The 12,468-nt window shown below is 48.0% G+C and carries 10 protein-coding genes; 4 read left to right on the forward strand and 6 right to left on the reverse strand.

What is annotated here, in order from left to right:
- The 3 genes from BC792_RS11595 to acs all read right to left on the reverse strand — a co-directional run bounded on the left by BC792_RS11595 (nt 1) and on the right by acs (nt 4,921).
- The gene (locus BC792_RS11595; RefSeq protein WP_148909175.1) at nt 1-411 is read right to left on the reverse strand and encodes a Na+/H+ antiporter subunit B; all 411 of its coding nucleotides are present in this window, start codon (nt 409-411) and stop codon (nt 1-3) included.
- 98 nt (nt 412-509) lie between these two features.
- Complete coding sequence (gene mbhE, locus BC792_RS11600) at nt 510-2,819, reverse strand: hydrogen gas-evolving membrane-bound hydrogenase subunit E (protein ID WP_148909176.1); 2,310 nt, start codon at nt 2,817-2,819, stop codon at nt 510-512.
- 185 nt (nt 2,820-3,004) lie between these two features.
- A complete protein-coding gene (gene acs / locus BC792_RS11605) occupies nt 3,005-4,921 on the reverse strand; it encodes an acetate--CoA ligase (protein ID WP_148909177.1) in 1,917 nt (638 codons plus the stop codon).
- 261 nt (nt 4,922-5,182) lie between these two features.
- Between acs and BC792_RS11610 the strand changes: the two genes are divergently transcribed.
- The gene (locus BC792_RS11610) at nt 5,183-6,061 is read left to right on the forward strand and encodes a UbiA prenyltransferase family protein (protein WP_148909178.1); all 879 of its coding nucleotides are present in this window, start codon (nt 5,183-5,185) and stop codon (nt 6,059-6,061) included.
- Here BC792_RS11610 and BC792_RS11615 read toward each other — a convergent pair.
- From BC792_RS11615 to rsmA, 3 genes are all read right to left on the reverse strand, one after another.
- Nucleotides 6,042-6,968 (reverse strand): NAD(P)-dependent oxidoreductase, encoded by a 927-nt coding sequence (locus tag BC792_RS11615; protein ID WP_148909179.1) that lies wholly within the window; start codon nt 6,966-6,968, stop codon nt 6,042-6,044. The two genes, BC792_RS11610 and BC792_RS11615, sit on opposite strands and share 20 nt — an antisense overlap.
- A 197-nt stretch (nt 6,969-7,165) precedes the next feature.
- Nucleotides 7,166-8,338, reverse strand: coding sequence for an FAD-dependent monooxygenase (locus BC792_RS11620; RefSeq protein WP_148909228.1), 1,173 nt, complete (start codon nt 8,336-8,338; stop codon nt 7,166-7,168).
- Nucleotides 8,313-9,107 (reverse strand): 16S rRNA (adenine(1518)-N(6)/adenine(1519)-N(6))-dimethyltransferase RsmA, encoded by a 795-nt coding sequence (gene rsmA / locus BC792_RS11625; protein WP_148909180.1) that lies wholly within the window; start codon nt 9,105-9,107, stop codon nt 8,313-8,315. Before rsmA ends, BC792_RS11620 begins: the two co-directional genes overlap by 26 nt.
- A 312-nt stretch (nt 9,108-9,419) precedes the next feature.
- Between rsmA and BC792_RS11630 the strand changes: the two genes are divergently transcribed.
- The 3 genes from BC792_RS11630 (at nt 9,420) to BC792_RS11640 (ending at nt 12,466) form a co-directional block, all read left to right on the forward strand.
- Nucleotides 9,420-9,743, forward strand: a complete 324-nt coding sequence (locus BC792_RS11630; RefSeq protein ID WP_148909181.1) for a hypothetical protein — start codon at nt 9,420-9,422, stop codon at nt 9,741-9,743.
- Between the two features lie 78 nt (nt 9,744-9,821).
- A complete protein-coding gene (pdxA, locus tag BC792_RS11635; RefSeq protein WP_148909182.1) occupies nt 9,822-10,877 on the forward strand; it encodes a 4-hydroxythreonine-4-phosphate dehydrogenase PdxA in 1,056 nt (351 codons plus the stop codon).
- 170 nt (nt 10,878-11,047) lie between these two features.
- Complete coding sequence (locus BC792_RS11640) at nt 11,048-12,466, forward strand: CCA tRNA nucleotidyltransferase (RefSeq protein ID WP_148909183.1); 1,419 nt, start codon at nt 11,048-11,050, stop codon at nt 12,464-12,466.
- Nucleotides 12,467-12,468: the final 2 nt, after the last annotated feature.

Here is a 12,468-nt window from a genome sequence, read left to right on the forward strand (position 1 = left end):
TTATTCGTCTAAGGCTATAGTGAACAAAATGGTTAACACCACCCCGATCACGACCAGGTATACGCCGAGATCGAAGAACAGCGCCGAGCCAATCATGCCGATTACCGGAATAGGCTCCTCGAACCAGAGGCCCGTCATGGGCGGTAAATTAAAAAGCATAGGCAGCATAATGCTCACCGTCGATATCGCCAGCCCGATGGGGATCAATGAAATAGGTTTGTATCCCAATATTTTCATGGTGCTGGCGGTCCCGTTGGCGAGGCTATGAAGCACGAACGCAATGGAGGCTACCAAGCCTCCTACGAATCCGCCCCCCGGAAAATAGTGTCCCCGGAGCAGCAGGAAAAAAGAAAATAACAATAATATGGGGAGGAGATACCTTGTCGCTGTCTGTAATATTGCACTCTTCATATGTAAATAATATTCATTAGTGTCTATTTTCAAATCTATGATGATGTATAGTCCGACTTCAACGCTTTGCAGCAAATCCGTCTGGAACGTTCCTATGATTATTCTTTTTCCGACGACTTTAGCCGCAGTCGTATTAAACTGTAAACACCCAGCGCCGCGATGGACAACACCACTGTTTCAAATAATGTATCAGCCACCCGGAAATCGACCAGTATAACATTCACAACGTTCTTCCCTTTAGCCAGCAGATAGGCATTTTCGCCGTAGAAATTGCTTATCTCTGTCGTGTTCGGTTCAAAAAGAACACGCAGGGCAATCAGCGATAGGATGGCTCCGAATCCCAAAGCCACCAAGGCGTCCCGCATCAGTACCGTTTTGCTGGTGAAGTTAATAAAGCCCGGAAGCTTATAAAGCACGAGTACGAACAATACCGTGGTCAGCGTGTCAATTGTAAACTGCGTCATTGCCAGGTCGGGCGCACTGTAGAAAACGAACATCAGACACATGCAGTAGCCAATAACGCTGGTCGATACGACGGAAGCCAGGCGCGATTTCGCTGACACAATAATATATAATGCTCCTATAAGGATCGCGACGATAACCACCTCATACCAGGACAGCGGGGTTAAGCTGTCGAAATCGATGCTGATAGGGCCACTCAGCCATAGTTTGTAGGCCAGAAGCAGTTCCGCGAACAGTATAATCTTAAGATGGTAAGCCCGCAGGTAGCCATTATGGAAGCGCCTCGTGAAAAACAGGGCAAAATCTTTTAAGCCCCGAGCCAGCCGCCGAAAAATCGCCTGCGGAGAAAGGCCGTCAAAGCGGGCAAGCATCTGTAGCTTGCTCGAACTTGGTTTGTTCACGACGTAAAGAAGTGTTCCAGCAAGTAAGGTGGCCATGCTTAAGATGAGTACGAGGTTGAAGCCATGCCATATTTTGAGATGCATGTCCGTTTCTATACCTGCAATTGCGTTTGCTGTCTGGTGGTTGAAATAGTTGCCGATTATTCCCGGCACCAGGCCGAAGGCTAGTCCGAAAATAGCTAAGACCAAAGGGGGGATCCACAACGACGGATAGGGAAGGTGGATATTGCTGAACGCAGAAGGAAGCTTGCCCGCAAACGGCTTAATTCCTGCCATGAACCCAGCAGCCACCAAACCGACGTTCGTTAAGACAGCCAGTAGCGTTAACCAAATCGTCCAGTTTTCGTTGAAGTGCAGTGTCGCCTCATAGATGAGGTCTTTTCCGATAAAGCCAAATGTAAGCGGAAGCCCAGCGCTCGAGAGAGCTGCAAGTAACGCCGCCACGAATACGGGAGGTAGAACTTTACGCAAGCCGCTCAAGACTGAAATATCCCGGGTGTGCGTCTCGTGGTCAATAATGCCGGTAACCATAAAAAGCGTTGCCTTATATAAGGCGTGTACCAGGATAAATACGCTGGCTGCGATAATGGCAGCAGGTGTGCCCAATCCCAATAGAAAGGTCAGCACGCCCAGTGCAGATATCGTGGAGTAGGCCAATATGCCCTTCAGATCGATGCGGAACAAAGCATGTACAGCCGCGAAAATCATCGTAAAGCCCCCGACAACCATCAACGATATACTCCAGAGGTCGGTGCCCCCCAATATCGGTGTGAAACGGGCAAGCAGGTAGATGCCTGCTTTTACCATCGTCGCCGAATGCAGGTAGGCGGATACCGGCGTAGGAGCTTTCATCGCCCCTGGAAGCCAGAAGTGGAATGGAAACTGGGCTGATTTGGTAAATGCTCCGATAAAGAGCAGGCCAATGATCAGTGGATAAAGCGGATGGATGGTCAGCACCTCATGCTTCATGAAAAGCTCGCTGATAACAAACGTTCCGGCTATATTTCCCGCGAGAATCAGTCCGGCTAACAAGAAAAAGCCACCCAGTCCGGTAATACTTAATGCGGTTAACGCGCTATCCCGCGAAGATTTGTCGTCGTTGTTAAAGCCTATCAGGAAGAAGGAGCTAATACTGGTAAGCTCCCAAAAAATAAATAATGTAAGAATATTGTCTGCCAGCACGACGCCGAGCATCGCGCTCATAAACAGTAGTAAATAACCGAAGAAACGATCGAAATAGATGTGACCCTTTAAATATGTCCGTCCGTAGAAAAAAATGGCTGTTCCCACTCCGGTTATCAGTAATGCAAAAAGCAAGGATAAACCATCTAGACGGAAATCAAGATTAACGCCTAAAGAGGGGACCCAGTTAACACGTTGAACGAAATTTGTTCCTTCCGCTATCGACGGAACGTGCATCACATAAAAGAGAAAGAGAACTACAGGAATGAAGGGAAGCAATATGCTCCATTTCGTCTTAATCAGCTTGCCGAAAGGGATAAGAAGGCTTGATGTTATTAGTCCTGCTAAAACAGTAAATAGCATGCAATCTTTATTTTAATGGATTGTCATAAAAGTAAGAAAAAAAGCTCGTTTTCCGCGCTATTTTCTCAACTTTTTCGTTATCCTGCCCGCTGTTTTCCTTGGGTTGGGCTCCTTAGCATGCATTTACCCAGTGAAAAAACGAATCCCCCGGATTTTCTTATCGGGGGATTCGTTGTATGCTATTTTTATGATCTGAACTGCGCCGCTCCTTTGATAATGTCGTCGACGACCGATGGGTCCTGAAGCGTCGACGTGTCTCCAAGGTTTTGGGTTTCTCCCTCGGCTATCTTACGTAAGATGCGCCGCATGATCTTTCCGGACCTGGTCTTTGGAAGATCGGAAACGAACTGGATGATGTCCGGCTTGGCAATCGCACCGATAAGCCGTGTGATCGTTTGTAGGATGTCCTGACGCGTGCTGTTTTCATCTATATGGTGATTAGCAATAACGTACGCGTAGATTCCCTGACCCTTAACAGGATGTGGGTAGCCCACAATGGCAGATTCGATAACGTCAGAGTGCATGTTAATTGCATTTTCGACTTCTGCTGTTCCGATACGGTGTCCTGACACGTTGAGGACATCATCGACCCTGCCTGTAATCTGGTAATAGCCTTCTGGACTCCGGTAACAGCCATCTCCTGTAAAGTATTTGTTTTCGTAAGTGGAGAAATACGTTTGCCGGCAACGTTCGTGATCTCCCCACGTGGTACGCAACATGCCAGGCCATGGGAATTTTATACATAAGTTGCCGGAGACGTCGTTTCCTTCGATCTCTTGCCCGTTCTCGTCCATCAGGCAGGGCTGCACGCCGGGAAGGGGCAGCATGGCGTAGCCCGGTATGGTTGGCGATATCCCCGCCATCGGTGCAATCAGAATGCCGCCGTTCTCCGTTTGCCACCAGGTGTCGGCTATCGGTGCCTTGCCTTTTCCGATTTTTTCGTGGTACCAGTGCCACGCCTCCTCGTTTATAGGTTCGCCTACGGATCCTAGCTTCCGGATGCTGCTTAGATCTTTGTTGTCGACATGTTCGTCTCCAAAAGCCATGAGCGAACGGATAGCAGTAGGAGCGGTATACAAGATATTCACTTTATACTTTTCTACAATATCCCAAAGACGGCCCGCATCGGGATAGGTAGGGGTGCCTTCGAACATGAGCGATACCGCACCCTGTGACAAGGGGCCATACACGATGTAGCTATGGCCCGTTATCCAACCAATGTCGGCGGTGCAAAAATAAACCTCGCCAGGTTGATATTGAAACACGTTGGAAAAGGTATAGCCCGTATATACCATATAACCGCCCGTAGTATGGACAACGCCTTTAGGCTTTCCGGTAGATCCTGATGTATATAAGATAAACAGGGGATCTTCGGCGTCCATCTCTTCCGCAGGACAAGGTGGATTTCCTTGGGTTTCTACCTTTTTTATCTCATCTTCCCACCAAACGTCGCGTCCTTTAATCATCGAGATCGGCGTACGTGTACGCGTCAGAACAATCACCCGTTCAACCGATTTGCATTGCATTAACGCATCGTCCACTATGGATTTCAGCTCCAGCACCTTGCCGGCACGGTAGCCACCGTCCGACGTGATGACCATCTTACATTCGGCATCAATAATACGGTCTGCTATAGACTGCGCAGAGAACCCGCCAAAGACAACCGAGTGAATGGCGCCGATCCGTGCACAGGCAAGAACGGCAATAACCAGCTCCGGAACCATGGGCAGGTAGATACAGACGCGATCGCCTTTGCTGATGTTGTTGTTCTTCAAAACATTGGCAAAAGTCTCTACCTTGTTTAATAGCTGCTTGTAGGTAAGGATGCGGTGTGCTTCGTTTGGATCATTGGGCTCCCAGATGATGGCAGGCTTGTCTCCCAAACTGTAGATATGGCGATCCAGGCAATTCTCGGTGATGTTGAGCTTGCCGCCTTCGAACCATTTGATATTCGGCTCCGTGAAATTCCAGCTTAATACATTCGTCCACTTTCTTTTCCAAAAAAAGTTTTCGGCCACTTCTCCCCAAAATGCTTCAGGTGTCTCCACACTACGTTTATAGGCGTCTTGATACTCTTCAAAAGTTTTAATCTGTAGGTTCATATTCTCGGTACAAAATTAATGCGTTACTATTTATTCGATGCAGACAGGAATTTATTAAATACTGTCTTTATTGAATATCCTCAAGCTAATTTAGTTTTTTTTGCCATTATTATCAATTTTCGTGGGGGCAAAATGCATAAACGTTGCCTGAGGGCGGAAACAACCGTTTGTTTATTTTTCGGCTGGCCGCGCGCATGGAAGAGGGGCCGCTTCGCGCGGGTGGATATCCGCAAGTGAACAGATTATTCGTACCTTTAATGTATGAAGCTTGTCACGCGGTTATACTATTTCTCCATATATACAAACTTGCTAATAGCGCTGGCGGCGGCAGCGCAATGTGCGCTAACATACATCTTCTTCGAGAAACCGTTCAATTATTATATTATTGCAATTGAAGGAGCGGCTACACTTTTACTTTACAATTTTAGTTTAATTCTTTCGAAACCGGCTGATCCCGCGGCATCGATATACAGGCGGACCCGCTGGATTTTTAGCAGAGAGTGGCTGTTGTGGCTGAACGGAGGTTGCGCTTTGATCGTTTTGGTGTATGCCGTTTTCCATATCGATTTTTATAGTCTGCTTTTCCTCGGCGGAATCGGGGTAGTCAGCGTGGCCTATTCCTTTCCAGTTGCGCGTTATGGCGGTAAATGGGTGGGCTTGCGGCAGATTCCCGGTATGAAAATTTTTCATATAGCGCTTGTCTGGACGTTGAGCTCTGTATGTCTGCCGGCGTTTCAGCTGTATCGAGAAGGTGCCGGGGTCAATATTCAGGAGCTGTCGATGCTGTTTGTGCTAAAGTTCGTCTTCCTTCTGGTGTGTACGCTACCTTTCGATATACGGGACATCCGGCAGGACTCGTATTATCACCTGAAAACGATTCCCAATATGTTGGGAGCGGACAGGGCAATCCGCCTGTGCTACGCATTGCTGCTTCTACATAGCCTTGGGATAGTATTGTCCAGCTTCAATCTGTCGCTGAAAATCGGCATCCTGCTGACGAACCTTACTATTGGCCTCGTTTTGTCGGCCGTTGTATTCCGGAATAAAGATAAATACCACTACGCATACTTACTTGACTTCGCCCTCGTCGTCCAATTTTTGTTCGGCTTTTTGTCCGTCGCTATCTTCCCAGATATGTGATGATCTTGTCAGCCAGCATGTCGGACAGTTTAAAATAGCTTTCAAATGTCCAGCCGGCGACGTGTGGGCTTAAGAGTACATTATCTCTGGAGATAAGGTCGCCGTACCAAGGCTGCTCCCCAAGCTCGGGGAATTTTTCTACCGGCAATACATCGAATGCCGCGCCCAGTATTCTGCCGTTGTCCAGGTATTTTAATACTGCCGGAATCTGGGCAATGCCGCCCCGTGCCCCCATGAGAAAGAAAATCGGTTTTCTGAAATGAAAAAGGTATTCTTCATCGACCATCCCCTTGGTTTCCCGTGTCAGAGGAATGTGAAAGCTGAGTACATCAGCCTGGCGGACAACTTCCTCCATCGATACTTCCGACGCATAGCGGTCAGAAAAGCCTGTCTTATACTTGTCGTAAGCGATGACGTTGACATCAAATCCCGACAGCTTCTTGGCCATCGCCTGCCCGTTGTGTCCGTACCCTATCAGAGCAACCGTACGACCTTTCAGTTCATAACCGCGGTTTTCCTCTCTATGCCATGCCCCCCGGCATATTTGTTGATGCCCGCGGTTAAGGTTGTTCATCAGACTAAGGAGCATACCGATCATATGTTCTCCGACGGCATCACGGTTTCCTTCGTTCGCTGCTAGTAGCTGAATCCCTTTTGAACGGGCATACTCCTCATCAATATTGTCTATCCCTGCTCCTGGGCGGGCGATAAGCTGTAGGTTGGTGGCTAGATCAATAAAGGATTCGTCGACTTGAAACTTCGAACGGATAAGCAGTCCCCTATATTGTTGAATAACGTTCTCGGCGTCGGCCCTGCTGAAGCCAGGCCGATAATCGTACGCAATCGAGGCCTGATCTAGCTTTTCTAACAGTATAGGATGTACATCATCTACAATAAGGATATTCATTTTCTTAGCTAAGTTTCACCCATTGTGCATTATCACGCCACTATTGCCCGACAGCGCCTGTGCTAAGCCTGCCCAGCGCGATTGTGTTTCAATAAAGCACAGCGAGTGGTTTCATATATGTATAATTATTTATTCTTTACGTATTCCAATGGCATTCATGAGCTCCCTACGCCCGTTATGTTCACCAACGTTTGTAATTAAGGATATTTCATAAAATCGACTGATAACAGCTTGTCGAGGTTTTTTTGAGCCAACCTGGCGGGCATGATTTTCATCAACGTGTTCCGGGCGCTGACCAGCAGGCTGTTGTTCCACTGTGCGACCTCGCCAATCCGCCTGGATGTATCTATAATATATTTTGTACGGAGCAGTCTTCGTCTTTCAAACGAGGAAAATGCTTCCTTGACGCTCTTCTCTAATTGCAGTTCGTCCAACAGAACGGCTACATCCTCTAACGCCTGGCAGGCCCCTTGCCCCATGTTCGGTGTCGTGGCGTGCCCAGCGTCGCCAATAAGCAGAATGTTGTCATAAGCCAGATGTTTGAGCGGTGCGATATCCACAATATCGCTCCAGATCAGTTCGCTGTCCCCGGTGTGTGCCAAAATAGCTGGAATAGGATCATGATACGATTGAAAGTGTCTTATCAGATCACGGACCTTGTAATTCCGATATATAGGATTATCAGGTGTGGCGTTTATACAGGCGTACCAATATATGCGATTATGAGTTAAAGGTGTCATCCCGAATCTTCCCGATTTTCCCCAGGTTTCTGTTCCCGTGTTTAATGTTATTCCGGTGCTGTCAATGGTGGCGCGCCAGCATGTATATCCTGCATAACGGGGGGTGGACGAAGGTACGAGCTGTTGCCGGAGTGGAGACCTCACACCGTCAGCCACGATTAGAAAACGTGATGTGTGCTGTGTGCCGTCTTCAAAAAACAAGGTGACACCGTTTGCCTGTTGTTCTAGCCGGATAGCTTTTTTGCCTAATTGGAGCCTCCGGGCGTTGATTTTAGACAGCAGGAAAAGATGGAGATCCGCACGATGAATAGCGAAATTTCGTTGTTGATACCTCTCCCGCATCGCACGGGTGTCTGGCGCGACTAAAAGCCTTCCTTTATGATCTAAAATATGGTAGCTATCCAGATAATACCCCAGCTGTTCTACTTCCGTCCGCAGGCCAAGTAAGTCCAAAGCCCGCATCGCATTGGCTGCCAAGCCAAATCCCGCACCGATACCCTTCAGTTCCGGTGCCTGCTCAAAAAGCGCAAAGTCCCTATTAATCTGTTGAAGGGCTATGGCCATGGCAAGCCCCGCTACACCGCCGCCTACGATGGCAAAGTCACTATCTATCGTTTGGCTGGCCGGCATTGGCAATCTCATTTGTTAGCATGACAAAATCTTCTACCGACAACCGCTCCGCGCGAAGTTCGTACAAGGGATTGTCGCTCATCCTGTCCTTCGGGAGGACTGCCGAAAGAGCGTTTCTCAGTGTTTTTCTGCGCTGATTGAAGGCGGTTTTAACCACTCTCCAGAAGAGCTTTTCGTCGCAGCTCAACTCTTCACGTGCGTTGCGGGTCATCTTAATGACACCTGAGAGGACCTTGGGCGGAGGATTAAAGGCACCGGCCTTTACTGTAAACAGGTACTGCACATCGTAATAGGCTTGGAGAAATACACTCAGTATGCCGTACTCCTTGGTGCCGGGTTTAGCAACGCAACGTTCCGCAACCTCTTTTTGGAACATGCCTGACACTTGCACCACCCGCTGTCGTTCTTCTAGTATTTTGAAGAGTATCTGCGAAGAAATGTTGTAAGGGAAGTTGCCGATCACAGCAATCTTGTCGCCGAAGTGGAGGGAGAAATCGAGCTGGAGGAAGTCGCCATGTATCAGGCGATGGTCTAACTGCGGGTATCTGTCCGCGAGGTATGCAATTGATTCATCGTCGACATCAATTAACCAGGTTTCATAAGCCTCCTTCTGCAGGAGAAAATCTGACAGAACGCCCATACCGGGGCCAACCTCCAAGACCTGCGTAAACCCAAGACTGGGATCTAAAGACTCTACGATTTTTTGGGCGGCCCCTCTGTCGTTTAAGAAATGTTGACCTAAATGTTTCTTCGCGCGTACTGTACTCATATCAGACTCTTTGTGCAAAGATAACATTTTTCCCGGTAGGGACTTTCCCCGATGCTTAGTAACCCCCGGTCCTGAATGCCTCGGCCAGGGCCATTTGCGGCACGAGGACAGCGACGCCACGCATAATGTAAAATCTCCAAAGTGGCGAAAGCAACAGGAACCGTTGGCGGATAGGGGCAGACTTGTTTTAATTACCACGGGGTGTTTTTAATTGTTACGGTACGCAGGCGGAAAATATGTTTATTCTCCTTTAAAATGTACGAAGTGGAGCCGATTTTGAGGTGTGTTCCGTATGACTTAAATACAAAGAACATGAAAAGGTTAACGAACCTCCGAAGCATGATTGCTATAGTAGCAGCTGCTTCCTTAATGCACGTCGGTGCTTTACACGCACAGGAGAAGCCGGTTAAAAAGCCGCTACCTGCAAAAACAAAACCTGTCGCACCTCCAAGACAAGCGGATCCGCTGCTTCCCGATTCCAACGCATTTACGAAGAAAGTGAAAAAGAGTGATACCACGGCCGTCGAAAAACTTACCGGAGAAAAGCACAACGGATTTGATGTTTTCATGGGAGCCGATAAAAAACGGTTTTACATCGACAAGAAGGGTAATAAGCAGTATTTGCCGGAAAAATAATTAAAAGAAGCGCCGACGGAGCAGAAAGCTTTATTATTAACCTAAAATTTGTAATTTTGGTTTAAAGCTTTCATAAACATGGTCGAAAAACTAAAAATTGGTATTACTATAGGAGACGTAAATGGCATTGGACTAGAGGTTATTATCAAATCATTGATGGACAACCGTGTTTTGGAATATTTTACGCCAATCGTCTATGGTAATACCAAAGTTGCATCTTTTCACCGGAAGGCTATCGGTGTTCAGGACTTCAGCTTTAACGTGATCCATTCGTCGGAACAGGCAAATCCGAAACGGCCGAATATGATCAACTGCTGGCAGGAAGACGTTAAGATCACGTTGGGTGAGCAAAATGAAATCGGCGGGCGATATGCCTTCTTATCGCTGGAGAAGGCGATGGATGACCTCCAGGCAGGAAAGATAGATGCATTGGTAACAGCACCGATCAACAAACATAACATACAACAGGAGGGATTTCAGTTTCCCGGACATACCGAATACCTGCAGGCGAAGACAGCGGCTGAAGACGTGTTGATGTTTATGGTAGCAGACGACCTGAGGGTGGGCGTTGTCACGGGACATATTCCGGTGAAGGATATAGCCACGGCAATCTCCCAGGACGCCATCGTCCAGAAGCTGCGCATGATGCATGAGAGTTTAAAAAAGGACTTTTGGGTACAGAAGCCAAAGATTGCGGTACTCGGCCTTAATCCCCATGCGGGCGACAACGGATTGATTGGAACGGAGGATGATGAGGTCGTGCGTCCCGCAATTGAAAAGGCAAATGAGGAGGGCGTGTTCTGTTTCGGTCCTTATCCTGCGGACGGCTTTTTCGCCAGCGATGCGTATACCAAGTTCGATGCTGTCTTAGCGATGTATCACGATCAGGGTTTAATCCCATTCAAACATATTGCTTCCCGCAAAGGCGTCAATTACACTGCGGGATTACCTTTTGTGCGCACGTCGCCGGACCACGGTACAGGGTACGATATTGCAGGGAAGGGTATAGCGTCGCACGAATCTTTCCTGGAAGCGATCTTTTTGGCGGTGCATATTGTTCAGCGGCGTCGCGAACAGGAAGAGTTGTCCAAGAACCCGTTAGCCTTCCGCCGGTTGACGAAAGACCGCGACTAAGTACGGCGGATTCTCCGAGGTCGAATCAAACCCCGGCCGACTACTGGCCCCGTTTCGGCTTTCTGATTGGTAAGGCACCGAACCCTACGATGGGGGATGAAGCATTGTTTACATCTGAAATAATCTGTATTTTTGCCCCTTAATAGGTTTTGAGCCTTGAGAAGTATGCTATGCGAGAAAATTTACAACATCCTATTTTTCAGATAATCAGAGATTTAGCGGACAAAGAAGAGGTTGCATGCTATGTGGTCGGAGGGTTTGTACGCGATAGGATCATGAAACGTCCGTTCAAAAACGACGTCGACATCGTGGTTATCGGAAGTGGGATTGACTTCGCAAACAAGCTGGGAGAGATATTGCACACCAAGGTAGCCGTTTATAAAAATTTTGGTACAGCGATGCTGTCCTACGATAATATCCATATCGAATTCGTTGGTGCCCGGCGCGAATCATATCGCTCGAATTCCCGAAAGCCCATTGTCGAAGATGGTACACTGGAGGATGACCAAAACCGGAGGGATTTCACGATAAACGCGATGGCATATGGCTTAAACAGTTCGAATTTCGGCGAACTGGTAGATCCTTTTGGAGGCTTGGACGATATACAGAATCGGATTGTCCGTACGCCGCTGGATCCGGATATCACGTTCTCCGACGATCCGCTACGCATGATGCGCGCCATCCGGTTTGCAACTCAGCTAAACTTTAAAATCGACATACGGGCTATCCAAGCTATTACCGCCAACGTCGAGCGTATAAAAATTATATCAAAGGAGCGTATTATTGACGAACTCAATAAAATTATCTTATCGGCAAAACCTTCTATTGGTTTCCGTTATCTTTTTGATACGGGGTTGTTGAAATATATCTTTCCGGCGATGTGTCAGCTACACGGCGTCGAGGTGATCGACGGTAAAGGACACAAGGACAACTTTTACCACACGCTGGAGGTGTTGGACAATGTGGCATTGTTGTCGGACGACCTGTGGCTGCGTTGGGCGGCCATCATGCACGATATTGCCAAGCCCGCAACAAAGCGTTTTGACAAACGTATTGGATGGACATTCCATGGGCATGAGGACCGCGGAGCGAAAATGGTGCCCAAGCTGTTCGCAGAGCTGAAACTGCCACTTCACGATAAAATGAAGTTCGTGCAGAAGCTGGTACAGCTGCACCTGCGCCCGATTGTACTGGCACAGGATATCGTAACGGATTCGGCTGTCAGAAGGTTACTATTCGAAGCGGGAGACGATATTGACGCGTTGATGCTCCTCTGCCACGCTGATGTCACCACCAAAAACGAATATAAAAAGCGAAAATATCGAGACAATTTCGAATTGGTTAAACAGAAGTTGAAGGATGTCGAAGAACGGGATAAAATCCGGAATTGGCAACCACCGGTATCAGGGGAAGATATAATGTATGTGTTTGATCTGCAGCCTGGAAGACTCATCGGAAAGATAAAAAATGCGATGCGGGAGGCCATCCTGGAAGGAGAGATCGCCAATACGCGGGAAGAGGCCCTGGCCTTTGTCATACGCAAGGGAGAGGAGATGGGATTGGAAAGGAAGAGTAAGACAACGCTTTAATT

Source organism: Sphingobacterium allocomposti (genome assembly GCF_008124885.1).
GTDB classification, from domain to species: domain Bacteria; phylum Bacteroidota; class Bacteroidia; order Sphingobacteriales; family Sphingobacteriaceae; genus Sphingobacterium; species Sphingobacterium allocomposti.